At 65.0% G+C, this 25,913-nt stretch carries 23 protein-coding genes; 9 read left to right on the plus strand and 14 right to left on the minus strand.

Going from position 1 to position 25,913, the window contains the following annotated elements; all coding sequences use genetic code 11:
- The first annotated feature begins 331 nt into the window (after window positions 1–331).
- Window positions 332–2,305: a strawberry notch-like NTP hydrolase domain-containing protein gene (locus AC07U4_RS19110; RefSeq protein ID WP_495196560.1), complete on the plus strand. Its 1,974-nt coding sequence runs from the start codon at window positions 332–334 to the stop codon at window positions 2,303–2,305.
- Window positions 2,306–2,349: 44 nt separating this feature from the next.
- Here the strand turns inward: AC07U4_RS19110 and AC07U4_RS19115 are convergent, their stop codons facing one another.
- The 4 genes from AC07U4_RS19115 to AC07U4_RS19130 all read right to left on the minus strand — a co-directional run bounded on the left by AC07U4_RS19115 (window position 2,350) and on the right by AC07U4_RS19130 (window position 5,934).
- Complete coding sequence (locus tag AC07U4_RS19115; protein WP_495196561.1) at window positions 2,350–3,354, minus strand: tyrosine-type recombinase/integrase; 1,005 nt, start codon at window positions 3,352–3,354, stop codon at window positions 2,350–2,352.
- A complete protein-coding gene (locus AC07U4_RS19120; RefSeq protein WP_495196562.1) occupies window positions 3,351–3,959 on the minus strand; it encodes a tyrosine-type recombinase/integrase in 609 nt (202 codons plus the stop codon). The genes AC07U4_RS19115 and AC07U4_RS19120 overlap by 4 nt, the downstream gene beginning before the upstream one ends.
- Before the next feature lie 137 nt (window positions 3,960–4,096).
- Window positions 4,097–4,705, minus strand: coding sequence for a hypothetical protein (locus AC07U4_RS19125; RefSeq protein WP_495196563.1), 609 nt, complete (start codon window positions 4,703–4,705; stop codon window positions 4,097–4,099).
- Window positions 4,702–5,934 (minus strand): site-specific integrase, encoded by a 1,233-nt coding sequence (locus AC07U4_RS19130; protein WP_495196564.1) that lies wholly within the window; start codon window positions 5,932–5,934, stop codon window positions 4,702–4,704. The genes AC07U4_RS19125 and AC07U4_RS19130 overlap by 4 nt, the downstream gene beginning before the upstream one ends.
- A gap of 328 nt (window positions 5,935–6,262) precedes the next feature.
- Here AC07U4_RS19130 and AC07U4_RS19135 point away from each other — a divergent pair, with 328 nt between their 5' ends.
- From AC07U4_RS19135 to AC07U4_RS19150, 4 genes are all read left to right on the plus strand, one after another.
- Window positions 6,263–6,790 carry a hypothetical protein gene (locus AC07U4_RS19135; RefSeq protein WP_495196565.1) on the plus strand — a complete coding sequence of 176 codons (528 nt, stop codon included), beginning with the start codon at window positions 6,263–6,265 and terminating at the stop codon, window positions 6,788–6,790.
- A 77-nt stretch (window positions 6,791–6,867) separates the two neighbouring features.
- Window positions 6,868–7,137 (plus strand): HU family DNA-binding protein, encoded by a 270-nt coding sequence (locus AC07U4_RS19140; RefSeq protein WP_495196566.1) that lies wholly within the window; start codon window positions 6,868–6,870, stop codon window positions 7,135–7,137.
- A gap of 613 nt (window positions 7,138–7,750) precedes the next feature.
- Window positions 7,751–9,847 carry a strawberry notch C-terminal domain-containing protein gene (locus AC07U4_RS19145; RefSeq protein ID WP_495196567.1) on the plus strand — a complete coding sequence of 699 codons (2,097 nt, stop codon included), beginning with the start codon at window positions 7,751–7,753 and terminating at the stop codon, window positions 9,845–9,847.
- Window positions 9,848–9,951: 104 nt separating this feature from the next.
- The gene (locus tag AC07U4_RS19150) at window positions 9,952–10,149 is read left to right on the plus strand and encodes a hypothetical protein (protein ID WP_495196568.1); all 198 of its coding nucleotides are present in this window, start codon (window positions 9,952–9,954) and stop codon (window positions 10,147–10,149) included.
- Between the two features lie 246 nt (window positions 10,150–10,395).
- On the opposite strand, the gene AC07U4_RS19155 is transcribed toward AC07U4_RS19150, so the two are convergent.
- Window positions 10,396–11,298, minus strand: coding sequence for a LysR family transcriptional regulator (locus AC07U4_RS19155; protein ID WP_495196756.1), 903 nt, complete (start codon window positions 11,296–11,298; stop codon window positions 10,396–10,398).
- Window positions 11,299–11,393: 95 nt separating this feature from the next.
- Between AC07U4_RS19155 and AC07U4_RS19160 the strand changes: the two genes are divergently transcribed.
- On the plus strand, window positions 11,394–12,554 hold the full coding sequence (locus AC07U4_RS19160; RefSeq protein ID WP_495196569.1) for an MFS transporter: 1,161 nt from the start codon (window positions 11,394–11,396) through the stop codon (window positions 12,552–12,554).
- 82 nt (window positions 12,555–12,636) lie between these two features.
- Here AC07U4_RS19160 and AC07U4_RS19165 read toward each other — a convergent pair whose 3' ends face one another.
- The 5 genes from AC07U4_RS19165 to AC07U4_RS19185 all read right to left on the minus strand — a co-directional run bounded on the left by AC07U4_RS19165 (window position 12,637) and on the right by AC07U4_RS19185 (window position 19,467).
- Window positions 12,637–13,599, minus strand: coding sequence for a polysaccharide deacetylase family protein (locus tag AC07U4_RS19165; protein WP_495196570.1), 963 nt, complete (start codon window positions 13,597–13,599; stop codon window positions 12,637–12,639).
- Window positions 13,600–13,792: 193 nt separating this feature from the next.
- A complete protein-coding gene (locus AC07U4_RS19170; protein ID WP_495196571.1) occupies window positions 13,793–15,037 on the minus strand; it encodes a TolC family protein in 1,245 nt (414 codons plus the stop codon).
- The gene (locus AC07U4_RS19175) at window positions 15,030–17,453 is read right to left on the minus strand and encodes an ABC transporter permease (protein ID WP_495196572.1); all 2,424 of its coding nucleotides are present in this window, start codon (window positions 17,451–17,453) and stop codon (window positions 15,030–15,032) included. The genes AC07U4_RS19170 and AC07U4_RS19175 overlap by 8 nt, the downstream gene beginning before the upstream one ends.
- Window positions 17,454–17,466: 13 nt before the next feature.
- A complete protein-coding gene (locus AC07U4_RS19180; RefSeq protein ID WP_495196573.1) occupies window positions 17,467–18,144 on the minus strand; it encodes an ABC transporter ATP-binding protein in 678 nt (225 codons plus the stop codon).
- Window positions 18,145–18,162: 18 nt separating this feature from the next.
- A complete protein-coding gene (locus AC07U4_RS19185) occupies window positions 18,163–19,467 on the minus strand; it encodes an efflux RND transporter periplasmic adaptor subunit (RefSeq protein ID WP_495196574.1) in 1,305 nt (434 codons plus the stop codon).
- Window positions 19,468–19,572: 105 nt separating this feature from the next.
- Between AC07U4_RS19185 and AC07U4_RS19190 the strand changes: the two genes are divergently transcribed.
- From AC07U4_RS19190 to AC07U4_RS19200, 3 genes are all read left to right on the plus strand, one after another.
- Window positions 19,573–20,787, plus strand: coding sequence for a sigma-54-dependent transcriptional regulator (locus AC07U4_RS19190; protein WP_495196575.1), 1,215 nt, complete (start codon window positions 19,573–19,575; stop codon window positions 20,785–20,787).
- Window positions 20,777–21,925: a sensor histidine kinase gene (locus tag AC07U4_RS19195; protein WP_495196576.1), complete on the plus strand. Its 1,149-nt coding sequence runs from the start codon at window positions 20,777–20,779 to the stop codon at window positions 21,923–21,925. The genes AC07U4_RS19190 and AC07U4_RS19195 overlap by 11 nt, the downstream gene beginning before the upstream one ends.
- Before the next feature lie 204 nt (window positions 21,926–22,129).
- Window positions 22,130–22,546 (plus strand): PaaI family thioesterase, encoded by a 417-nt coding sequence (locus AC07U4_RS19200; RefSeq protein WP_495196577.1) that lies wholly within the window; start codon window positions 22,130–22,132, stop codon window positions 22,544–22,546.
- Between the two features lie 59 nt (window positions 22,547–22,605).
- Here the strand turns inward: AC07U4_RS19200 and AC07U4_RS19205 are convergent, their stop codons facing one another.
- The 4 genes from AC07U4_RS19205 to AC07U4_RS19220 form a co-directional block, all read right to left on the minus strand.
- The gene (locus AC07U4_RS19205; protein WP_495196578.1) at window positions 22,606–23,202 is read right to left on the minus strand and encodes an ATP-dependent Clp protease proteolytic subunit; all 597 of its coding nucleotides are present in this window, start codon (window positions 23,200–23,202) and stop codon (window positions 22,606–22,608) included.
- Window positions 23,199–23,570, minus strand: coding sequence for a helix-turn-helix domain-containing protein (locus AC07U4_RS19210; protein WP_495196579.1), 372 nt, complete (start codon window positions 23,568–23,570; stop codon window positions 23,199–23,201). Before AC07U4_RS19210 ends, AC07U4_RS19205 begins: the two co-directional genes overlap by 4 nt.
- A 300-nt stretch (window positions 23,571–23,870) precedes the next feature.
- Window positions 23,871–25,310 (minus strand): DUF6880 family protein, encoded by a 1,440-nt coding sequence (locus tag AC07U4_RS19215; RefSeq protein WP_495196580.1) that lies wholly within the window; start codon window positions 25,308–25,310, stop codon window positions 23,871–23,873.
- Window positions 25,311–25,326: 16 nt separating this feature from the next.
- Window positions 25,327–25,842 carry a Ros/MucR family transcriptional regulator gene (locus tag AC07U4_RS19220; RefSeq protein WP_495196581.1) on the minus strand — a complete coding sequence of 172 codons (516 nt, stop codon included), beginning with the start codon at window positions 25,840–25,842 and terminating at the stop codon, window positions 25,327–25,329.
- Window positions 25,843–25,913: the final 71 nt, after the last annotated feature.

Below are 25,913 nucleotides of genomic sequence, written 5' to 3' on the forward strand. Positions count from 1 at the left end.
GGAGGGATGCGGAAAGCGCAGCAACGTCGCCGCGACTGCGGTCGCTCGCGAACTGGTAGGATTCATCTGGGCCACGGTGGTCGGCGCCACACCGAAGGCGGCGTAACGACAGCGCTGCGGTGTTGCTGGTGGCCAGGGCATCGGACGCGGGAAGAGGCAAACCGTCGGTCGAGAATTGAGATCCGGGCTCGTCCCGGACGTCTGACAGCAGAATGACAGAAGGCCTCTGACGCTTTTCATCCTGGGGTAACCAACCCCCGTATCGGAGTTTGAGCTACCGTCGTTCAAGTCCGGTGCCCTGACCTCCAGCAACAACTCGCAAGGATACCTCATGACGAACGGCACCTCTGCTGGGCGGCGGGACAACTGCGCCCGCTCGATTGACAAATGGTCATCGGAATTCTCGACCCCGATCGGCCTTGCCTGGCTGGCAGGGCAGGCGGCGGCGATCCGCCCGGGCGATCACGTCCTCGAACCGTCCGCGGGCACCGGGATGCTCGCCATCCATGCGAAGCGTGCCGGCGCATCCCTGACGCTCAACGAACGCGATCCGGCACGCGCCGGGCTGCTGGCGCACGCGCTCGGCCAGCCGGTTTCGACGCACGACGCCGTCCACATCGACGATCTGCTGCCGGCTTCCGTTCGCCCGAGCGTCGTGCTCATCAACCCGCCGTTCAGCCGTAGCGAGGGCCGCGGTCATGATCGTCATGCCGGCGCGCGGCATCTCCGCTCGGCGCTCGACCGGCTGGCGCCTTGCGGGAGGTGCGTCGCGATCATGCCGCCGTCGTTCATGGCCGATGGTCCCGGCGCCGCGGGTTATGCCAGCGTCGGCGAGGTCGCGCGGCCCCGTGTCGAGATCACCATCGGCGGCAACGCCTATGCAAAGCACGGCACCTCGATCGCGGCCCGGCTCATCGTGTTCGACAAGGGTTGGATCGGCGCCACCGATCATCAAGTCGCCCACACGGTCGAGGCGGCACTCGGAATCGTGCTCTGCCTTCCCGACCGGCTCGATCCCGACGATCAGCCGCCGCCGGCGGCACCGGTGATCCGGCGCCCGCTCGCCGTACGGCCGCAGGCCCCGGCCGGGCTGCTGCGCGGCGTCGGCGCGCGGCGGCTGGCCGCGCCCGCGGCGGCACCGGTGGTCGAGCAGGAGGTGCCGCTGCTCTCCTACAGGCTGCGTGACGAACCGCGGCCGGTCGGCGAGGCGGTCGGCATCTACGCGCCCTGGCGGCTGGCGCGCATCGACATTCCCGGCGCCAGGCCGCATCCCGACGATCTGGTCGAGTCACTGGCGATGGCATCGGTGCTGCCGCCGCCGGTCGCCTACCACCCGCGATTGCCCACCCGCACCGTCGCGGCGCTGTCCGAGGCGCAGCTCGAGACGGTGATCCTCGCCGGCGCCGCCTTCGAACGCGACCTGCCCGGACGGTTCGTCCCCAACAAGGCCGGCGACCTCCTCGTCGAGCACGCCGACGGGCGCGCCTATCGCATGGGCTTCTTCATCGGCGACGGCACCGGCGTCGGCAAGGGACGCGAGGCAGCGGCCTGCATCATGGACCAGTGGTGCCGTGGTCGCCGGCGTCACCTCTGGATCTCGAAGAGCGCGGCGTTGATCGAGGATGCACGCCGCGACTGGAGCGCGCTCGGCGGGCTCGCGGTCGATATCCAGGGGCTCGATGCCTTCCCGATCGGTGCCACGATCCCGATGACCAGCGGCATTCTGTTCATGACCTATGCCACGCTGCGCTCGCAACGCGGCGAGAGCGCGTCGCGGCTCCAGCAAATCCTCGCGTTTGTCGGCGACGACTTCGATGGCGTGATCGTGTTCGACGAGGCGCACGGCATGGCCAATGCCGCGGGCACGGAGTCCGAGTTCGGCAACGCCAAGGGGTCGGAGCAGGGGCTCGCCGGCGTTCGGCTGCAGAACGCGGCCCCACGAGCCTGCATCCTCTACGTCTCGGCGACGGGTGCGACCGATCCCGCCAACCTCTGTTATGCCGCCCGGCTCGGGCTGTGGGGACCGGGCACCGCGTTCGAAACCCGGTCCGCCTTTCTCGTGGCGATGGAAGCCGGCGGCATCGCCGCGATGGAGGTGGTCGCGCGCGACCTCAAGGCGATGGGCCGCTACACCGCGCGAGCGCTCAGCTTCGCCGGCGTCGAGTACGACCCGCTCGAACACGCGCTGACACCCGATCAGATCGCGATCTACGACGCCTACGCCGATGCCTGGAGCGTGTTATGCGCAGCTTGGCATAACACCGCTTATCGCGAGGAAGCGATAATGCGAAGGAACGCGGCGTAGGTCGGCGCAGCCGGGCGTCGCGTCGCCACGTCCTTCGCATTATCTCAAAGCGTATCCAGCCACTCCAGCAGGCTGGCGTCTCGCTTCCATGACGGTCGAACATTGGCTGCGGTCGGTGCCGCGACCTGTTCCAGCGCCTTTCGCTTGGTTTCGAGATTGGCCTGAGCGTAGTGGTTGGTGGTGTCGAGGCTGACGTGTCCGAGCCAACTGCGGATGACAGTGATATCGACTCCCGCAGCCACGAGGTGAACGGCCGTCGCATGCCGGAAGCTGTGCGGCGTCACATGTTTTGACCGGAGTGTCGGCAAGGTTTTTGCGGCAGCCTCCACATAAGTGCTGAGCTTGAACCTCACGCCAGATGCCCCTAGTGGCTCCCCGTATCGGTTGACGAAAATCTGCTGACCCGAAGCGCGCGGCTGCCGGTCGAGCAGCTTGGCCAGCAACGTCGTGGTTTCTGGCCATAGCGGGCAGATGCGTTCCTTACGCCCCTTACCATACAGGCGTACAGAGTTGGGTGCGTCGAACCGGATGGCTTCCGGACAAAGATCCAGCGCTTCCTGAATGCGCGCGCCGCTATTATACAGAAATGACAGCAGCACATGGTCGCGCATGCCTTCAATCGTTGAACGGTTCGGCTGGGCGAGAATGGCTTCGACCTCTTCCGGGTCAAGGTAGCAGGGCGCCGACGTGGGCTCCCGCTTTAGAGGAACGGTCAGGACTGCCGCACAGTGCGCAATGTATTGGGGGTCCCGGTCTGCGACGAAGGTGAAGAAGCTACGGATAGCCGCCAGCCGACAGTTCCGCGTGCCGATCGTGGTCTTGCGATCATGTTCGGTATGATGAAGAAATGCGCGCACCTCGCAGGCTGAGACGTCGAGCAGTGTTAGTCGGGCAACACCGCCGCCCTTTTGCTCGGCAACGAACCGCAGGAACAACCTCCAGGTATCGCGATACGACCGTATCGTATGAACCGACGCGCCGCGCTGCTCGGCGAGCCATTCCTGGAAAAAGGCCTGCACCAATGCAGGCAGCGGGTTGCCCTTCGTCATGGCCGCACCTCCATCGTGAGGCGTCTGGCGCCAAGCGTGCGGAACCGCTCGCTGGCCTCCTGCATCAGGTCCTGCGTGACAGTGATGTAGACCAGCGTGGAATTGAGATCCTTGTGGCCCATATAGGTTGAGAGGAAGCGGAGCTTATCCTGCGGATTGATGCCGGATCTATACCATTCAATGATACGGTTCACGACCATCGAATGCCGCAGGTCATGGACACGCGGGCCTGTTCGCCCCGAAGCAGGCTTGAGTCCCGCCTTCCGCATGACGTTGGTAATCATCGTCGATACCGTGACCGGGCGGTAGCGGCCGTCGAAGTGGGCGTGCCAGAATAGTCCCGAATGCGGGCCGGACGGGGCACCGGCGCGGTGCCTTGCATCGATATAGGCGCGCAATTCGAACATGATGGTGTCGGACAGCGGCAGGATCCGGGTCTTGTAGAACTTCGTCTCGCAGATCGTGATGACGCCGGTTTCCAAGTCCACGTCACCGAGATCGAGCAAGGCGAGTTCGCTTCGTCGAAGTCCGGCGCAATAGGCCAGCACGATCATGGTGTAGAGGGTTAGGGGTCGCAACGGCGCATCCGGCGACGGATAGGACAAGGCTGTGTCCAGCAAGGTCCGAATGTCGGCCGGGCTGAAGATGTGCGGCCGTCGGTGCTCCCGCGCTACGGCCTGCTCAGGTCGAATGTCAAAGCGCCTCGGCGGCATACTCGGGTCGAGGCGGAAACGTGCCTTCGTCAGTATCCGAGCCAACTTCTGGCATTCGGCCGCGTGATGGCGGGTCGGCTTCGCCGCTGCCCAACCCGCCAGCATCGTCTCGAGTGGTTCCGCCGCCAGGTCGGCACGGCTTTGAAGGAATCGGTCGAAGCGGAGCAGCCAGGCGCCTGCGTCTCATATTTGTACCCCCGACTGCGCATCAGCAGGACATGGTCGCGCATGAAGTCGCCAAGTACGCTGCCGAAGGGTATTGGACGTCGCAACGCGGCGAGGGCGTCGTCGGGGTTGGGCGACGCCAACGCCCGCCAAACCGGCTTGCATTGTTTGACGTTGTATCGACAGCGAAGCACGTCGATGGGATTTTCGGTAATCAGCTCTGCCTCGGTGAGATAATCGAGGAAGCGGTCAACGATGCAGATCTGGTTGAGCAGCGTCGACATACGCCAACGTTTTCCCGTTTCCTTCAGCCAGGCGTCGAGCATCTCCCTGTCGACGGCGGAATGGCGTTGGGCGACATCTGCGAAGCTCCGGAGAAACCAGCGATACGTCGGCTTGCTTCCCTGCCGAATCCGGGACTTCGCGAAAAAGGCTTCGATGACCGGATGGTCAGGATCGTACCAGGCGCTCATGACGGCACCGCCGATCCGGGCACATCCAGTGCGACGGCCCGGAGATCATCCGTCGCCAGCTTCAGATACGCATCGGTGGATTTGGTCGACCGATGTCCAAGTACGTCGCCGATTATCTTCTGCGGAACCGAAGCCCGCAACATTTCGACTGCGCGTGCGTGGCGGAAGACATGCGGGCCCCGCTTGCCTGACAGTTCGATGCCTGCCGCTGCCAACCGCCCGCGTATCATGCCGTACAGGCTCGTCATCGGTCGATAGGGCGCGCAGGACCGGATGAATATTTCGCGGGCGTTCGCCGCTGGGCGCCCATGGCGCAGGTACTCGAACAGGGCGTTGCCGACAGGCGCAAGTAACGGCATGAGCGACTGCGCTCCTGTTTTGGTATGCCGGACCCAGAAGGATTCCCCGCGCCAGTTTACGTCATCGAGCCGGAGGCGGCAGATTTCACCCTGGCGCAGTCCGTAGGTGGCAAGCAGTTGAAGTATCGCATGGTCACGAAGCCCGCGCGAGGTTCCGTCCCTCTTCGTCTCGGCGAGCACCCGGGTGATCTGATCCTTGTTCAGCGCCGAGGGCACATTTTCGTAGGCATAGAGCATGGGAGCAACGATGTGATGCGCAAGGTCGCTCGGGATGCGTCCGGTTCGATGCAGATGGCGCACAAGCGAACGGAGGCGCTCAGCCACATCGGCCAACGACTTTCGCCGCAGACCGGCCGTGCGCAGATCCATGTAAAGGTCGATATCGACGATATCCAGGGTCTGGAGGCCGTCGACGCCTCCGCGGTCGAACTGCCATCGTAAGAAGTTTCGCGCCTCCCACATCAGCGTCGCGATACTCGCCGTCGCCAGACCGCGCTCGTCACGCAGCCAATCTTCATATTCGTCACAGATCATGTGACGATGCCTGGCGTCCAGACCGACCATGGCGGCCTTCGGAGGCCAGGTGCCTTGTGCGAGCCGCAGCACCTTGTCGATCGAGGTTCTTGGCAGCATGTGCCAACGCGCATTGGGCGACCGTCCATACTGCGCTTCGAAATCCTGGCGCGCATACACGAGATATAGGTCCACTTGCGACGGGGTTACCGCTTCGATCTCGATCTCGCATTCGGCGAGGTAATCGAGAAAAGCGCGGGCGTAGAGGCGGTGGTTGGCGACAACCACCGGGTTGTAGCCCTGCATCGTAAGAGAATTTGTAAGCGCTGCGATCAGTTCATCGTGTAGCTTCAACATGACGATATCCTCGATACATCCTCCGGGATGTCGAGAATTCGGCTATCGTCGGCAGCACACAACCGGTAAGGCACCCGGCAGGCATTTCTGCTACCGCTGCGCCATGAACCTGAAAACACGCCTGAGGAAAGCCGCGGATGATCTGCCGGGTCGGTGCAACGAGCTGACGACCAAAGCAAAGCCCGCGCTATTGCTCGCTCTCGGAACCCAGACGTTTTGGCTTACGCCAAGCTCATACAGAAGTTTGCGATACACATCCCAATGGTGGCGTGTCTTGATATGTATCTGGATCGCCGCGGCTGCATGGGTTTTTGCAACGGGCATGCTAATGCCGCAGATGCAGCAATATACCGAGGTAGCGGTAAATCGTATCGGGCCGCAATTTGGATATTGGGATCCGAGATTTGCGGGCAAGGCTGCAAAGGTCCTTATCACGAGCGTGTGCGCCTTTATTGTCGCATCGTTGGCCGTATTCGACTGGTTAACCGTGCATGCCGCCCGCCTGATCGACCGTTTGACTCAAATTGAAGGCTCCAAACCGCCGCCCTTCGGATATTTTGCTACGACCGTCGCGGGTAATATGGTCGGCCTCAGCGTCCTTACGGGTTTGATCGCATTTGCCGCCCAGCCTCTCAGTACTCCGGCATGGCGGTGGTTTTCCCATCCCGGCGGGGCTCAATCCCTGGTCATCGTCTTTGCAGCTGGCGCGGCCTATCTTGGCCATGTGCGCTGGCAGGAAATCAGCGCACGGCGCGATCAGGAAATTTTCGGGAGTCGGCTTAAAGGTTTCCTTGCTCGGACAGGTACATGCCTCGTCGGGTTCGGTATCCTTCTTGCGTTCGCCCATCCGCTCTGATCAGCGCGATCCACCTTGCGGCTCTCGCTGCAGCATGGATAAGGCTTGCCAATCTCGCAAACGGAGTGCCGTCGCACATGAATATCGGTGAACTTGCAAAAGCTGTCGCTGGCGCGACCTCTACCAGCGAGGCCGCAGCCCGCGCCGCGGTCCTTGCCGTATTCGACCAGATATCCAACGCCGTCGCGAAGGGCGAAGAGGTGTCGATCAACGGTTTTGGAAAATTCGCCGTCAAGGATCGGGCGGAACGACAGGGGCGCAATCCGGCAACCGGTGAGTCGATGACGATAGCGGCATCCAAGAAGCTTTCCTTCACTGTCGCCAAAGGACTCAAGGACAAGCTCTGAGACCTGTACGAAGCTTATCGAAACAGGCCTTTTTGCGCTTGCGTCCTGCCGTTCGCAGGTGCAGCATACCGATGCCTTTCAGGCATCCTCTCCTAAACTCTAGGCCGGCTCAATGCCGGCCTTTTTTCCCATCTACAATATGTCTCCAAAGGGTTTGTTAACCATGCTGGGGTATCGCTAAGGCACGGGAGAGGAAAGGAAATGTTATGCCTGTCGTTTCCGTTGCACTGCGGTTTGATCCTGCATTGACGCCCCCATCGACTGGAGCTGTTCAAAAAGCAGCCCGACAACTTCTGTCGGAGGCGCTTGCCCTGCTCGACACGGGCGGCGAAGCATGTTCGTTGGCCGCTTGTAGCGTTTCGTTGGCGATCGACCAAATTCCTTAGTTTGATGTTCGTGACAGGGGCCGAGGTGGCATCCCCCTCGTCGCGCCTACGCAAACGCCGACCATCACATCACCGATCTGCAAAAGGTCACGTCGGTCCGACGTTGCCACCAGCCACGTTAGGGATGGCGGCATCAACATGAATAATGCGAAGGACGTGGCAACGCGATGCCCGGCTGCGCTGGCTACGCCGCGCTCCTTCGCATTATCGCTTCCTCGCGATAAGCGGTGATCCACCGTGGACTCGACCAGGCGTTGAAGGCCAGCGGTATCATCGACCGTGTCGGCGGTCAGACACTGAACGCCCAGGCCAGGGGCGCGGCGCTGTCGCGGTTCGAGTCCGCCAAGCAGCGCTTCTTCTCGCAGCTTCTCATCGGCATGAAAATGCCTTCGGTGATTGCCGCGATCGAGCGCGAGGTGGATGCCGGCCATTCCGCGGTGATCCAGCTCGTCACCACCGCCGAAGCGGTGCTCGACCGGCGACTGGCCGCGCTCGGTCCGGAGGAGCGCGCGAGCCCCGACCTGGATCTCTCTCCGAGGGAGGCGATGGTCGATTACCTCACCGGCGCCTTTCCGATCCGGCAGATGCGGGTGTTCAAGGATGCCGGCGATACCACGCGGTCGGAGCCGATGACGGATGCCGACGGCAATCCGGTGCTCTGCCAGGCAGCGATCCGCGCCCGCGACGGGCTGATCGAGGAACTGTGCGCGATGCCGCCGGTCCCGGCCGCGCTCGACGAGCTGGTCCGTCACTTCGGCACCGATCGCTTCGCCGAGGTGACCGGGCGCAGCCGCCGCATCGTCGTCGACGCCGCCGGCCGGCAGAAGGTCGAACGCCGCGGCGGTCGTGCCAACCTTGCCGATACCGACGCGTTCATGTCGGCGCGCAAAGCTGTCCTCGCCTTCAGCGAGGCGGGCGGCACCGGCCGCTCCTATCACAGCGACCGTGCGACCGGGAGCGCCGACCGCCGCCGCATCCACTTCCTGCTCGAACCCGGCTGGCGTGCGGCAAACGCGGTGCAGGGGTTGGGACGGACCCACCGCACCAACCAGGCGACGCCGCCGGTCTTTCGTCCGGTCACCACCGACTGCCGCGGTGAGCGACGGTTCATCTCGACGATCGCGCGGCGGCTCGATGCGCTCGGCGCGCTGACCCGCGGCCAGCGCCAGACCGGCAGCCAGAACCTGTTCGATCCCGCCGACAACCTCGAGAGCGACATGGCGAAGGAGGCGCTGGTACAATGGTACCGGCTGCTCCAACGTGGCAAGCTGGCCAGTGTCAGCCTGGCCGACTTCGAGACGATGACCGGCCTGTCCCTGGTCGACAAGGACAGCGGCGGACTCAAGGAAAAGCTGCCGCCGATCCAGCGGTGGCTCAACCGCATCCTCGCGCTGCGCATCACCGTCCAGAACGCGATCTTCGATGAATATCTGGGACTCATCGAGGCGCGCGTCGACGCAGCCCGCGCCGCGGGCACGCTCGACGTCGGCGTCGAGACGATCCTCGCCGAGCGGATCGAGGTGCTCGACGACAGGCTACTGCGTCGCGATCCGGAGACCGGCGCCGAGACACGGCTGCAACGGCTCGAACTGCATGTCCGCCGTCATGCTACGCCCTTTGCGGAACTGATGAACACCGAGGGGCGTGGGGGTGACGTCGCGTTCCTGCACAACGGCAAGTCCGGTCGCGTCGCGCTGCGTGTGCCGTCCTGGTCGGTGACCGACGAGGAGGGACGACCGATCGCGATGTGCCGGCTGGTGCGACCGACCGGCTCAGAGCGCATCGCGCTCGATCAACTGCGGCAGACGCACTGGCATGCGATCTCCGAGGCGGCGTTCCGCGCACGCTGGGAAGAGGAGGCGGCCGAGGCCCGTGACCGCCTCGACCGGGAGACGATCACGATCGCGACGGGGTTGCTGCTGCCGGTGTGGGACAAGCTGCCCGATGATACCGTACGGGTGTGGCGGATCGCCGACGCGCATGGTTATTCGCAACTGGGGCGGATCGTACCGGCGCAGGCGCTGGGACGGCTGGCGGACAATTTCGGTATCGACGCCGTAGCGAGGCTGTCAGTCGAAGAGACGATCGTTGCGGCGACAGGAGGCGAGGGGGGACCGTTGCCGGCCCTCGGCAAGGCACGGTTGCACCGGACGCTGGTCAATGGCGACACCCGGCTGGAGATCCGCGGCTATCCTTCGGACAAACGCGAGTGGCTGAAGTCGCTCGGCTGCTTCACCGAGATCATCCAGTACCGCACGCGGCTGTTCGTGCCTGTCGATCGGGCACCGGCGATCCTCGCCATGATCGAGGCCGGCGGGCAATGACAGGCGGCGTCGGTCACCTCGCCTGACCCTTCGCGCGGCGGCCCCCGACACGCTTCCGACACGACACTGCTTTTTCCGCAAATGCGTCTGGAAAGGAACATGACATGACGAAGACGTTCGCCGAAAGCTACACGATGCGCAGCCGCTTCTTCCACGATCTCGGCGAGGCGAAGACGCTGGCGGACACCTACACCTATGACACTGACCTGCAGAACCGGACTGCGTTCAGGGAACTCGTCTGGGATGCGGTCCGTCATTCCCTGATCGAGCATCACGGCTTCAAGGCGGAGGAATTGCGGTGATCGCCTGTCGCCAGCGGAACCACGCACCATGATAATCGCCACGGCAGACCGACGCTTCAAATCCAGGACATCTGGGTCAGGGGGCGGTCCACCGACACATGCGGTGACGATCCTGCGACACGCTGCCGAATAGTGCCGACATGGTAGCCACGGCGGCCGTATCGTGACGGATTCCTGCAGCTCCAGAGGTGTGACGGCAGACCAGGGAAACGGAGTTTGCGAAACCGGGGACGAGGGCGCGAGACGCTATTCATTTCCTCGGCCGAGCCGCTCAGCCAGGAAATCGATCATCGCGCGCACGCGGGCCGGCATGGTCGATCCGCCAGCGAACAGCAGGTGCAGCGGCTCGCGGTCCTGCGAGTTGAAGGCTTCGAGCAGCGGCACGAGCCGCCCCGAAGCAAGGTCGTCTTCCACCGCGAACGTGCCGATCCGGGCGATCCCGACACCGTCGCGCGCGAGTTGCGCCAGCGCCTCACCGCTGTTGGCTTCGATCGCACCGGTGACGTCCAGCGCCAGATCGCGCCCGTCACGCCGGAACGGCCAGCCCGGCTCGGCACGACGGAAGCTGAAGCTCAGGCAATTGTGGGTGAGCAGGTCTTCGGGGACCTGCGGCGCGCCGTGGCGCTCCAGATAGGCCGGCGAGGCGACGACGACGCGTCCGGTCTCACCCAGGCGTCGCGCGGTCAGCGGACTGTCGGCAAGCTGGCCGAAGCGGATCGCCACGTCCGCCTGTCCACCCAGCACGTCCACCACCCGGTCGCTGAGGTTCAGGTCCACCAGGATGCCGGGGTAACGGGCAGCGAAGGTGCCGAGCAGCGGCACGACATGAAGCCGTCCATAGGCGAGCGACGTGGTCACCCGCACCCGCCCGCGAGGAGACGCCTGGTCGGCGATGCTCTCCTCCACCTCCGCCAGTTCGGCGAGGACGCGGCGGGCCGCGCGCAGATAGGCCTGCCCTTCTGTCGTCGCCGACAGCGACCGGGTGGTGCGGATCAGCAACCGCACGCCCAGCCTGGCCTCGATCCGGGCGAGGACGCGGCTGACCGCCGAGGGCGTAAGCCCGAGCGAGCGGGCCGCCCCCGACAGGCTGCCATGATCCATGACGGCGGCGAACACAGCCATCTCACCCGATCGACCGCCGATCTCCATTCGTGCTGCCACCGCAAAGCTGTTGGTCCAAACGGGTGACTACATTGTTAGCCGGTCGGCTGCCATCTTGTCTGGCGCAACAACGAAGGTCGGTCATGCGCTTCAACCCCTCACTCCTCGCGCTCGCTGCCGGCGCTTTTGGCATCGGTGTGACGGAGTTCGCGCCGATGGGCATGCTGCCGCTGATCGCGGCAGACCTGCATATCTCGATCCCGGTCGCCGGGCTGCTCGTCAGCGCCTATGCGATCGGCGTGATGATCGGCGCGCCACTGATGACGCTGACGACCGGGCGGATGAACCGCCGCACGTTGCTGGTCGGACTAATGGGGATCTTCACGGTCGGCAGCCTGCTGTCGGCACTGGCGGATGGCTATTGGATGCTGCTGGCGGCGCGCGTCATCACTTCGTTCAATCACGGCGCGTTCTTTGGGGTCGGATCGGTGGTCGCGGCGAGCCTGGTCCCGCCGGACAGGCGGGCGGGCGCGGTCGCCGCGATGTTCTCCGGGCTGACGATCGCGATGGTCGGCGGGCTGCCGCTCGCGTCATGGATCGGCGACGTGCTGGGCTGGCGCGCCGCGTTCGGCGGCATCGCCGCGCTTGGCGCTGCGGTGATGCTCGCGCTTCGGCTTGCGCTGCCGTCGCTGCCGGCGACGGGTAGCGCGGACATGCGCGCCGAACTGCGCGTCCTGGCGCGTGGTCCGGTCCTCGGGGCACTCGCGCTGACCACGATCGGCTTCGGCGGGATGTTCACCGTCTTCACCTACATCGTGCCGATCCTGCACGATGCGACGCGAGTCTCGACCGGCTTCGTCACCGCGATGCTAGTCCTGTTCGGGATCGGAGCGACCATCGGCAATGTGCTGGGAGGGCGCTTCGCCGATCGGTCGGTGGATCGGACGCTGGCGGCCATGCTCGGCATCGTTTTGGTCGTGCTGATCGCGTTCGCCGTACTCATGCGCTGGCCGTGGCCGGCCGCGGTCCTGATCCTTGTCTGGGGTTTTGCCAGCTTCGCGATCGTGCCGCCCTTGCAGATGCGGGTGATGGAGGCGGCGGCCGACGCACCCAATCTCGCCTCGGCCATGAACATCGGCGCCTTTAACCTCGGCAACGCCATCGGCGCGGCGGTCGGCGGCGCGGTGATCGCCGCAGGGTTGGGCTATCCGGCCGTCTCCCTCTCCGGCGCAGGCATGGCCGCGCTCGCGCTCGCTATGTTGTTTGCCTTGTCCCGGCGTCCGCGCGGCGCCGCGTCGGCCTGAGTATCAGTCTTGGGGCTAGGAGACGGTCAGGGCTTTCCCACGAGGATGGAATATCGGGAAAGCGGCTGTCACCGATCGGTTTCTAGCGGCCGCTCGCGATTCCCGTTTTTGCGTAGTCCTGAAGCCACTTCGGCGGCTCCTGCTCCAGCGAACCATCCACCCGGACACGGCGCTCACGCGCCCATCTATAACCCCACATCGGCCCGAAGCGTGTGGCGAAGGCGGGAGATGTGCTGTATGCTTGATCGGCTTGAGCCTGAGCGAGGGATACAAAACGGAAACCCTCGGACCGGAATATGCCGACAAGCCGATCGAGCGTCGCTGCATTGAGACGGTTGCTGTGCAACAGCATGATCGCCGGCGGCTCGCGCCCAAGCACCTGTCTGTTCAACGCCTGATAATAGCGGATTTGTGTCCGGCTATGATCCAGATATGCCCGCTCGATCCGGCGTCGTATCGCCGGATCACGCGCCGCCCGCGTGTAGGCTTCGTCGAACAGATAGTCCGACGTGTCGATGGTGGAGGCCGCCAGTCGATAGCCGCGTTCGGCCAGCAGACTTTCGATCGTCGACCGCTGCGCCTCTGTCGCACCGACATGATTGTATGCGAAACGGTAGAACGTCACCGGCCGCCCCACCGATCTGGCGAGCGGTAGGAACGTCGCTTCTCCATCGACAATCTCGCGGCGAACAGCAGCAGCATCAAGGTCGTTGATGTCTGCATGAGTGGCGCCATGATTCCCGAGATCGAGGCCGTCTCGTAGCCAACCTCGCAGGATCGCGGGACCATCCGGGCCAAGGGCACGCACATTGTCCTCCGTGACGAAGCCGGTAGCCGGCACTCGCCGGCGGACCAACGTTCGCCGGATCGCGCGATCGGCTTCGACGGCTTCTGCCCTCTCGATCGCGGAAGCGTTCGCAAAGGGCAGATCGTCGAAGGTTATTGCCACAACCCTCGCATCCTGTAGCTGCCGCGACGCTGCGGGGCTTCCACCAATGAGCAATGTCATAGCTGCGAGCAGGCTCGCGATCAGGATGCGTTGCATTGATCGACCTTGCAGACCACCAACGCACTTCGCAACCTGCGGCAAGTCGTAGTAGTCCAAACCGCTGGCGAGCTGCGTGGGCGCAAATTCACTATGCGATGGTTCTCGAAATCGATCCAATATTGGGAAGAGAAATTTGTTCTCAAAAACCAGGCACGATGGGTAACTTGAGAAGCTTCCGGGATCGACATGGCTAGCTGACGTAGCTGTCAGGCCCGAGCCGACCTATCGATCGTAGCAACGCCGCTTGGCCGATCAGCACGTCGCTGCGGCTACGCGCAAGCGCAAGCTGCGCGGCACGCAGGCTTTCGTCTGCAATCAGGATGTCCAACGTCGTTCTAAGGGAGAAGGTATATTCGGCGCGAACCCCTTTCAGCGCCAGCTCCGCGGCTTCGACCCGGCGAGCATTGGCCTGAACCCGGGATTGTGCTGCCGCCAGGTTAGCCCATGCCGTTTCCGCCAACCGTGTCGCATCGCGCTCCGCAGCATCAATCCCAAAGCGATCGGCACGATAGATCGCCTGCGCCTGACGAACGCGAGAGGATACGAGGCCGCCGGTGAGCAACGGCACGCGCAGCGTGACGCCGGCCACGGCGGCATTGGCATAACCCGATCGCCCTTGCCCGGCCGCGACACCGTAGGTGCCTCCCAAGCCGACATAGGGGTTACGCTCGGCGCGCTGCTGGTCGATGCGTGCGGCATCGGCACCAGCCGCCAGCCGCTGTTGACGGACGATCGGATTGCCCTTCGCCGCCAAGCCCCTGGCTACGTCAATCGTGGGCGGGAGGCTGATTGGCACGGCCGGCACGGCGTCGAGCGTGCCGGCGACATGGCCGACAGTCGCCCGATACGTCGCAGCGACGGAGTCGGCCGCCCCTTGCGCGTCTGCGAGCGTCGATACCGCAGCCTCTCGTTGCGCTTCGATCTGGGCGACGTCGGTACGGGTCGCCTGACCGAGCTTGAAGCGAGAGCGCGCCTCGGTGACCTGGTTGTCCAGCAATTCGATATCGGCGCGAACGACGGCGATGGCCTGCTGGGCGTAGAGGAGGTCGGCATAGGCACCCACCACCGTTTCCAGCACCGCCGCCTCCGTGTCGCGGACACCTTCCGCGCCCGCGGCGACATCGCCGGACGCCGCGCGGACCGCCGACGACACACGACCGCCGGTCCAAACCGGAAAGCTGGCGGTCACACTGCCGCTGCCGCCCTTGCCATAGTCGAAGCGGCTATAGCCTCCTGTGCCGTCCGCTTCGGCCGTTAGTCGGCCCGCAGCGCGCGCCTGTTCCGGTATCTCGGCAAGCGCCTCCTGCCTCGCCCTAGCAGCCGCGAGCTGGGGATTGGTGGCATAGGCTGCGGCGACGGCATCGCGCAGCGTTTCCCCCGACGCCGTGCCCGACAAGCACAGCGCCACAACGACAGCGATCCCCCGTTTAGTCATGACGCAGCGCCCAGGCGGGGGCGGCGCGGCTCGCGCGAAGCGACTGGCCGAGGACGGTCAGCACCGCGATGACGATGGCAAGCAGGCTCGCGCCGATGAAGAACAGTGGCGAGAGCGCGATGCGGTCGTCGAACCCCGCCAGCCATGCCCGCATCGCGACGAAGGCAAGAGGCCATGCGACGAGGTTGGCGATGAAAACGGGGCGCAAGAACTGTCCTACGAGCAGTTTCACAATGTCGGCCGCGGACGCTCCGAGGGTCTTCCGTATGCCGATCTCGCGAACGCGTCGCGACGTGTTGAACGAGGCGAGGCCCCAGAGCCCGACACAGCCGATCAGAACTGCGAGCCCGGCGCCGATCCCGAACATACGAGTGGCGCGATCGTCCGCCTCGTAGAACTCGTCCAAACGCTTGTCGGCGGTCGCCCCGTCGAAGGGCACCTGCGGCACGAGACGCTGCCAAACACCGCGCACCGCCGCAAGCATGGTACGCGGGTCGCCGGAGAAGCGGATGGACGCGACCGCGCTGTCCGCTTCCTCCGCATCACGGTAGTAGATGTAATAGTAGGGCCCCACCGGCTCGCGCGGCGAGAAGAAGCGCATATCATCGACAACGCCCACGACCGTTCGCGGACGATCGCCGCCGACTGTTTTGCCGATCGCATCCTGCGCCGAGCGGAAATGCAGTGCCGCGACCGCCTGACGATTGATGATGATCGCCTTGGCCTGTCCTTTCGCCAGTGCCCTCGCATCGTCACTGGCATGAGCGTCGTCGAACAGTCGGCCGGCGAGCAGACGCGCACCGTATGTCTGGAAGAAGCCGGGTCCAGTTATGACCCAGCGTAGGTTGGGTCCGGGTCCTGGAACGCCGGGAAGCGGCACGTTGTCGCCGTTGTCCTCACCACTGCCGCCCACCGCGCTGTTGGCGAGCGAGACGCTGGAGACGCCAGGCAGAGCCCGCAGGGCAGCGGCGACGCTACGGCGCTGGACAGCCGGGATCGTGCTGTCGCGCAGCGAGCGAACGACAAGCAGACCCTCGCGCTTGAAGCCCAGATCGGTATGACGGACGTGTCGCGTCTGCGCGACAAGGACCGTCGTCCCGATCATGAAGGCGATGGCAAGAGCGAACTGAAACACGACCAGTGCCTCCCGCGTCCGGGTGCCTGATCGCCCACCGCCCGGCGCGCGCGCCGAGGCGAGGACGGCCGCGGCAGGAAAGCGGGCCAACAGCATCGCGGGATAAAGGCCGGCCATGACGCCGACGATCACCACCAGCGCGGCAAGGGCAGGTACGACGAGCCCATAGGGAATGGTGATGGTCAGTCCGCCCGCGGCATTCACCAGCGGCAACCCTGTTTCGGCGAGGATCAACCCAACGAGCGCGGCGACGGCAACCGTCAGAACTGCCTCGCCGAGGAACTGACGCACCAGTACGCCTTGATCTGCCCCCAGCACCTTGCGCATGGCGACTTCGCGCGCTCTCAGGCCCGCCCGTGCCGTCGCCAGGTTCACGTAGTTGACGATCGCGATCAGCAGCGTGAGTAGGCCCACCAGGCCGAGCGTCACCACCGTCATCTTGCGGCTGGCGCTCTGGCTTCCCTGCGGTTCGAGATGCAGCCGGTCGATCGGCAGCAAGGCGAGCTGCTGGGTGTCCCACGCATTCTTTCCCAAGTCCTTCAGGCCGCGCCGATCAACGAAGGCGTGAAGCTTGTCCTGGAACGCGCGGGCCGCCTCTGGTGTATCGAAGCGGAGGAAGGTCTGAAGCGAGCTGCTACCCCAGTGATACCAATTTTCGGATGGGGGAGTGCGCGGCAACGCCGCCAGGATCGCGAGCTTGAAATCGCTGTTTTTGGGTAAATCGCGGAAAATGCCAGCCACGCGGTAGCTAGCCGGGGCATCGAAGGCGAGCGTCATGGTCTGACCGATTGGGTCGGTCTGCCCGAAATATTTTCGCGCGGCGCTCTCGCTCAACAGTATGCTCGACGGATCGCGGAGTGCGGCCGCGCCATCGCCTTTGGCCATCGGCAGATCGAAGATGGAAAAGAACGCGGGATCGACCTGGGCCATGTCCTCGCTCGTGGCGATGCCGCCGCGAAGCACGCTGCCGCTTCCCTCCCCGCCTCGGATGCGTGTTCCCACCGTGCCGGGGAAATCCTCGCGCATCTGATCGAGCAGGCCGCCCATCGTATAAGGGTAGGCCCCGTTGCCGGCGCTTCCCGGCAGGTTCCAGATCGTCTGGACGGCATAGACCTTGTCATGATCGGGCAGCCATTTCTCGAAGCTCGTCTCGAACCGGACGTAGAGGCCGAGGACAAGGAAGACGGCGATCCCCACCGCCAGGCCGCCGATATTAAGCGCGGCGTATAGCTTGTGGCGGGTGAGCGAGCGGTAAAGCGACAGAAGGGCAAAGCGGTTCATCGAACAACCTCCTTCAGATCGCGCGCATGGCGGAGGCGACGATGCGGCCGTCGAGCATGTCGATGCGGCGCTTCGCCATGTCGGCGTGGCTGGGCGAGTGGGTGACCATGACGATCGTCGCGCCCTCGGCGTTAAGGCCAGTCAGGATGTTCATCACCTGCTCGCCGTTGGCGGTGTCGAGGTTGCCGGTCGGCTCGTCAGCGAGGATTAGTTTGGGGTCGCCGACGATCGCGCGCGCGATCGCAGCGCGCTGTTGCTGACCGCCCGAGAGCTGATGCGGATAATGTTGCGCCCGGTGGGCAATGCTAACCTTGTCCATCGCCGCCGCGACCCGTGCGCGCCGGTCGCCCGCGTCCTTGCGGTAGGCGAGGCCGAGCGCAACGTTCTCCTCGATCGTCAGCTCGTCAATCAGATTGAAGCTTTGGAACACGAAGCCGAGCATCGCGCCGCGGAAGACGGCAAGCGCCTTCTCGTCCAGCGCCGCCAGATCGCGGTCGCCAAACAGGTAACGCCCGCCGGTGGGCCGGTCGACGGTGCCGAGCGTGTTGAGGAGCGTGGACTTGCCGCAGCCGGACGGCCCCATGATGGCAAGGAACTCGCCCGCTTCGACATGGAGGTCGATGTCGTGAAGCGCGGTCGTCTCCACATCGTCGGAGACGTAGCGGCGCTGGATGTTCTCGAGACGGATCACGGGTGGTGCCCTTTCGGCCTAGCGGATGTTGAGGAGGTCGCCCTTCACGGACGTGGTGGCGGAGGTGACGATGCGGTCGCCGGGCTGGAGTCCCGACAGAATTTCGACCTGCTCGGGGTTGCGCCGCCCGGTGCGGATCGCGCGACGCCGGGCGTGACGCGCATCCACGTCGAGGACGAAGGCCGATGATCCGCCACCCGCGTCCAGCCAGCCGCCGGTCGGTGCGACCAGGGCGGGCGCGGTGCCGCCGAGCGTGATGCGGATGTCGAGTGTCTGCCCGCGGTTGAGTCCGGACGGCGCCGCGCTATCGAATGTCAGTTCAACGCGGAAGCGGCCGTCCTTGACGCTCGGCAAGACCTTGGAGACGGTGAGGCGGACACCGTCGGCGCTCGCCCTCTGCCCGACGCGCACGCGACCGAGATAATATTCGTCGACATCGGCCTCCAGCTTCCACGAACCCTCGCTGTCGACCTGGCCCGCGGGGTCGCCTGGCTTGAGCGTCTGTCCGGGCTGGATGGTGAAGTTGGTCAGCCGCCCCGCCACCGGCGCGCGGACGACCAGCGCATCAAGGCTGGCGCGCACGGCGGCCAGATTGCCGCTCAGCCGCCCGCGCGTGTCGTCGAGCCGCCGGCTCTGCGTAGCCGTGATGCCCGCCTCCGCCGCGCTCCCGGAGCGGAGCTGCGTCAGTCGCTTCTCCTGATAGTCGGCCTCGGCGGCATAGCTCTTGATGCCCTCGTCGGAGACGAACCCCTGATCGTGGAGCTGCTGGCGGATCGACAGGTCGCGGCGTGCCTTGATGAGGTCGTAGTTTGCCTGCGCGACCTGCCCTGCGCGATCGAGCCGGTTGCGCTCGATGCCCAGATCTTCGCCGGCGACCTGACCGAGCTGGCTGGCGATTGCCGCCTCGCGTGTCAGCACGTCGAGCTTGAGCGTGGGGTTGGCGAGCGTGGCGAGCGGCTGCCCGTCCGCGACCATCGTCCCGTCCTGCACCAGCAGCTTCTCGACCTGCCCGCCCGACAGGACGCCCACCAACGTCGTGACGCGAGGCACAACGGTCGCGCGCACCGGGAGGTAATCGGCGAACGGAGCGCGCTGGAGGGTGCCGGTCTCGATATCGCTAGCGGCGATGTCGGTCGATCCGCTGGCGGGAAGGAAACGCCAGACGAGGACGGCGGCCAGCATCAGCCCCACGGCGATCAGGGTGCTGCGCCGACGCCACCAAGGAACAGAACGCCGCTCTACCCGGCGATCCATCGCGGCGCCGGGCGAGGCGGTTGCTTGTGTCGGCTGTTCGGTCATCATGCGACCAGTGTCACCGAACATGGCCCGAAAGCCTAAACGACTATGGAAGAACGACTTTCCAAGCAGCCGAACAACAGTGACCGTCCGTTTGCGGACACACCGTCCACGAATGGACGGCTGGAGGACGTGTCAAGCGGAACGGCGATCCTGCTGATCGACGACAATCCGGCGATCGCGCGCGCGCTCGACATTGCCCTGCGGATCGCCGGGTATCGGCTCGATACGGCAAGCGGACCGGAGGAGGCATGGTCTCGGCTCGCGCAGCGGCGCTATGGCGCGATCCTCCTCGACATGAACTTCAGCGCCGGTGCGGCCGATGGTGAGGAAGGACTGGCCTGCCTGCGCCGGATCGTCGCCGACGACCCGCAGGCCTGTGTCGTCGTCATCACCGCCCACAGCGGCATCCGCATCGCGGTCGCCGCCATGCAGGCGGGTGCGCGCGACTTCGTAATGAAGCCGTGGCGCAACGCCGATCTGGTCGCAAAGCTGGAGGCGGCGATGGCGCGGAAGCCGGTAACCGCGCCCGCCTTGGTGCGGGAAGTCGGCGGGGCGCCGACCGTGCTGATCGGCGAGAGCCGGGCGATGCAAGAGCTTCGCGGGATGATCCGCCGCGTCGGGCCGACGATCGCCGGCGTCACCGTGACCGGCTTGGCCGGAAGCGGGCGCACGCTGGTGGCGCAGGCGATCCATGCGGCCTCTTCGAACGCGACCGATCCGGCGCCCCGCATCGACCTGCGCCGTGACAACCACATCGCGCGGTTGGGGGAGGCGACCGGCACCGTCATCCTGCGCCATGCCGACCGGCTCGATCGGATCGAGCAGGAAGCATTGCTCGATCATCTTCCGCCGGGCGTCCGTTACCTCGCCATCGCCGATGCGGTCGAGGCGATGGTGCCCGCCTTGCGCCGGCGCATCGCGACGATCGAGGTGGCGGTGCCCCCGCTCGCCCAGCGCGGCGATGACGTCGTGCTGCTCGCCCGCCATTTCGCCCGTCTCGCGGCCGAGCGGTTCGGCAAGCCTAATATCAGACTGACGCAGGCCGCCGAGACAGTCGTGCGGACAGCCAGATGGGGCGATGAGGTGCGCGGCCTCGCTCTTGCCGTGGAGCGGGCGGTGATCCTGACCGACGACGGACTGATCGACGCGGCTTTGCTCGCCCCCTCCACCAGCGTCGAACCCGAGGCCGCGTCCGGCGAGCCGAGCTTCGACCTGACCGATGCCGAAAAGGCGATGATCGAGGCCGCGTTGCGCGAGCATCGCCACAACGTCACCCATGCCGCGGACGCGTTGGGCCTGAGCCGTGGCGCGCTCTACCGGCGCATGGCACGTTATGGCCTATAAGCGTGGCTGGCGCGCCATCGCGTACGCGATCGGCCTTGTCGGCTGCGGCGTCGCAGCCGGTGCGGCTTGGCGGGGCGCATTGTGGGGGTCACTCACGGGCGCGGTGCTGGTCGCGATCTGGCTCGCTGGGCTGACTTGGTGGCTCGTGATCCAACGGGCCTCCACACCGCCGTTCACACACGAAGCATCGCGAGAGGTGGCAGCCGATCGCCTGGTGCTGGATGCGGCGCCGACGCCGATCGTGATGATCGAGGGCGCAAGCGTCCGCGTGCTGAACTACGCCGCGCGCCGCCTCTTCGGGGCAGATGATCGGGTTGTGCTGGCGCCGGCTGCACTGACGCGACCCGACGATCATTATCTGCGCCACGAGGGCCGGCAGTACCGGATCGATCGGGTGGTACTCGGGGGAATCACAGGTGAACGCTCTGTCGCGGCGCTGATCGACGTCGAGCAGGAGGAGCAAGTCGCCGAGGCCCGGGCGACCGCAGAGATGGTCCATGTCCTCGGCCATGAACTGCTGAACGGCCTCGCTCCGATCGTGTCGCTCGCAGAAAGCGGGGAAGCGGCGCTCGATCTGCCGGCCCCTGATCCAGCGCTGTTGCGTGAAATCCTGGGGACGCTTGCCCGGCGCGCCGAAGGGTTGCAGCGGTTCACGGAAGGCTATCGCAACCTCGCACGGCTACCCGTACCGCGACGGACTCCCACGTCCCTGTCTGGAATGGCCGATGATCTGGCGCGCCTGTTCACGGGGCGATGGCCGCACGTCGCGCTGACGTCTCAGGTCGCGGACGCCCCTGACTGGTCGCTCGACCGCGACCAGCTCCATCAGGCGCTTTGGGCGGTGCTTCAGAACGCTGCCGAGGCAGCCACCGCCAACAGTGACCTGGAGCCGCGCGTCACCCTGACGATCCGCTTCAGGGCAGAAGAGATGATCGCGGAGGTGCAGGACAGTGGCGCTGGAATCGAGCCGGAGAACGCCACCCGCATATTCCGGCCCTTCCACACAACCAAGGCGGAAGGGACAGGGATCGGATTGAGCCTGGCTCGCCAGATCGCCCTTGCACATGGCGGGTCGCTCAGCGTGCTACCTACAATGCCGACCACCTTTCGTTTAACCGTTCCGCTTCCCCCCGACTGACTCTTCCCAATTGGGAACGGCGATCGAGACGGCGCGGGCATTCTCGGAATCGATGCTCAAGCGGGAAGGCGACAGCTTTCTCGCAACCCATGATCGGTGAGAATGCGGCCTGTCCCACGGTGGCCGTGATGCTTGCAACGGCGGGCACAAACCATAGGAATGGCTGATAGCCGTCGTTAGCGCGGCATGAGGGAGAAATGGATAATGAGCGTCTTCGACAGCTTCGCCCGACCGCCATGCGCTGAAACGCTGGGGTGGCAGCTTGTCGAAGCCGATCCTGACACGGGTGCCGTGCGGGTCACGATGGAAGGCAAGCCGGAGTTCTGCAATCCGGGTGGCAACATTCAAGGCGGCTTCGTCGCGGCGATGCTGGATGACACACTCGGCCCAACCGTACTCGTGAAGTCGGGCGGAACGCACTACTGCGCCACGATCGACCTCAATGTCAGCTATCTCGCTTCGGCACGGCCTGGTCCGTTCACTGGCGTCGGCAGGATCGTTCAAATGGGTAAAACGGTGGCCTTCCTGGAAGGCGAGTTGTTCGACGCAGACGACCGCTGCGTGGCCCGCGCTACCGCGTCTGCGCGGGTCGTGCCTACTACGAATGTCGCGCGATCATAGTCGGCCGATCGCCATCCTTCCCACTCGGATGGTTGATTGGGAAAACGGCGATCCGCCTTCTACGCCGCCTCAGCAGCTCGCGGCTCATATACCTGATCGACAAGCTGCCATGCCAACGCCTCTTCGGCGTTCATGAAGTGATCGCGGTCGAGCGTCCGCGCCACCACCTCAACCGGCTGACTGCAATGCTGTGAATAGAGGCGGATCAGGCGTTCCCGCATCCTCAATATGTCCGCTGCGTGCCGCTCAATATCCGATGCCTGCCCTTTGAAACTGCCCGATGGCTGGTGCAGCATCACCGATGCATTCGGTAGGATCGCGCGCATACCTGGCGCTCCTGCCATCAGCAGAAACGATCCCATCGAGGCACCAAGCCCAAGGCAAAGCGTGGCGACGGGACACCGGACATATTGCATGGTGTCGTAGATCGCTAAGCCACTGGTGACGGCTCCGCCCGGCGAATTAATGTAGAGGGTCAGCGGCTTCTTGGGATTCTCCGATTCAAGGAACAGCATCTGCGCGCAGACCGTAGCCGCAAGGTTATCCTCGATCGGGCCGTTGACGAATACGATCCGCTCGCGCAGCAACCGTGAGTATATGTCGAACGAGCGTTCCCCTCGCGAGGATTGCTCTATGACCATCGGAATCAGGCTCATGCGCCTTTATCCGATGCCAGACGCTCTATCATTACCAGCAGGCGATCGCGTTCAGCGCGAAACTTCTCTGCATCTTCGCGCCGCTCCTTCTCCGAACGATCAAGGCGGGCTTTAAGGTCGTCCACTTGATCTTCCAGCGCGTTAATCAGGCTTTCCCGCTCATTGCGTTGAAGAGGCGTGCCGACGCCAAGGCCCATCCGATCCCCGTCCACCGCCTTGGCTGTTGCTTGTTCGTCACCGGAGAGGTCGAGCCACCACTGCCCCTTTTCGTCACGGTTGGCTGGTAGCGCCCCGCTGCGAACCTGCCGGCGTATGGTATCCACCGACACGTTCAGCCGCTGCGCGGCTTCGGGTATGCTGACGATCATAGCTTCTCCTGCATATGCTTGCCTATGCTGCATATGCAGATGCTTGTTGATGGGTTCAAGGGCTAAGCTGCTTCCCATTTAGGAACATGCGGCGGCTAAGCCGACCCGGCTGACTTGGCATCTCGTGTAGGAGAGGATCTGTTTTCCCGAAATATGTTCCCGATTGCATTTTCCCGAAACTACCTTATCACCACGGAGTAATGGGAACGGCTGAGGGGCACATTGCGAGCGCTATCGCTGCGATGTTCGTGAACGGGCTGCGTCGGCTGCTGTCCCTGCGCCACCGGTCGAGACGAGCGGTCAACGGTCCACTTCGCGCCAGAATCCGACCTTGCGTCCATGGCCAGCGCGAAGGTCTTCGACATAGTGGTCATGGTCGGGAAGGGCGTGCCATTCGTCGATCCGCCTTGCCAGGAAAGCGCAGGTGGCAAGATGGCGCGCGGCATGACGATAGCGCGACGAACGCGCCTTGCGCATCGTGAAGTCGATCATCGCACGCAGCAGGAAGGTGGCGGCGAGGGGGTATTTGCCTTCCAGCGTCTCTGCGGCATGACCCAGAAGTTCGTAAAGATCGCCATCGATCGCATCGGCTCGCCCGATGACCAGCTTGGCGGCCCGATCGTGCGCCGGCCATCCGATCAGGAACGCCAGCGCGTGGTGCACATCGTCGAAGGCGCTGGCGTGAGCGAGCGCCTGCTGTTCGGCATCGAAATCCTCGAAGTCGGGCAGCGCCTTGAGGTAGGCCCGCAAATGCCCGCTATCGAGCGTCGCCGTGAACCGCTCCCAGCGAAACGCCTGCGCGTCCTCGCGGCGACCGAGCGCTTCCAGTACGGCGATGCGCACCTGTTCCCACTCTGCCGGCACATATCCGCGTGCGTCGAGGTCGGTCGCTTCGATCGCTGCCCACGCGTCGTTTGTGCGCCCGGCGGCAAGCAGCCGTTCCGCGAGCCCGGCGGCGATCGCCGGCACGCGTCGCGTTGCAGGTTCGTACTGTGCGATCCATGCATCGACATCGCCCATTGCATCGGCGATCTCCTTCAATAGCCGCGCGGAGCCATATCTGCGATGGCGGGCCTCGATCTGGTCGGCGTACATCGCCCCACCGCCGCCCCAGCCGATCACTTCGCGCTCGCCGTCCGGCGGCACGAGGTCCGGCTCCGCCGCCCAGGCACGCGCGCGGTCACGTAGATGTGCAAGTCCGCTCGCGCCGAGGGCGGGGCCGAGCACGGGCACGAGCCGGTCGTGGACGCCGTAGCCATTGTCCCGGATCGCCTCGAACGCGCGATCGGCCAATGCGACCGGGTCGATGCGCGCGGCGCTGGCGAGCGCGCCGATGTCGGCGGCGGCGCCGCGAAAAATCTCGCCCAGCCGCCCGCTGCCGTCGTCGCTGCGGGCAAGGACCGACTCGCCGCACGCGGTCAAGCGCCACATCAGGTCGAGCGCCGCCGCCGGATCGCTCGGTGCGACCAGCTCCACGATCGCGCGGTGCTGCGCCTCCAGATCGGCGGCGAGTGGTTTGACCTTGTGCCACTCGATGAAGCCGCGCGACCGCGTGATCGTGGCCAGCCGCTTGCTGACTTCCCGTGCCGCATCCGCCGGGCTCGCCTCACCCGCCAGCGCGAGCCGCAGCCGGCGCTTGATCGCGCCGTCACCAGTCGCGACCTCGATCAGCAGCGCGGCCAGCCGTTCCGCACCGAGTGCTTCGAGGTTCTTCGCATTGAGCGTCTTCGTCGAGGCCATCGCCGGCTGCCTGGGGTCAGCCTGCGTCGGGTTTTGCGGTCTTGCGGCGACGCGGCTTCGGTGCAGGGGCGGCCTCGGGCGTGTCGTTCGCCACGTCACTGCTGGCCGGGGCGGCTGCGGCGGCAGCCGGCTTGCGGCCGAGCCCGAGGCGCTTCGCCGTGTCGCGACGCGCCTCCGAATAGGACGGCGCGACCATCGGATAGGTCGCGGGCAGATTGTAGCGCGCGCGGTAGTCCTCAGGTGTCAGACCGTGTGTCGACAGGTGCCGCCTGAGCGTCTTGTACGGTTTGCCGTCGATCATGCTGATAATGTGATCGCGCGAGGCAAGGCTCTTGCGAGCGGATACGGCAGGGGCGAAATCCTGTTCTTCGACCTGCGGAGTCGACGTCACCTCTTCCCGCTTCGCCAGCGTCGCCCGCGTTTGTTCGATCAGGCCGGGCAATTGATCGATCGGCACCGTATTGTTCGAGACATAGGCGGTCAGCAACTGTACGGTCAGGGTCGTGAGATCGGGCTGGTCGGCATCGGCCATGCGGAAGTTCTTTCGCTGATCGGTAAGGTGCCGACTTGTGGGCGATGATTCGTGCCATTGTCCAGTGTCAT

The sequence above is a fragment of the Sphingomonas sp. GW821-FHT02B09 genome (assembly GCF_059421875.1).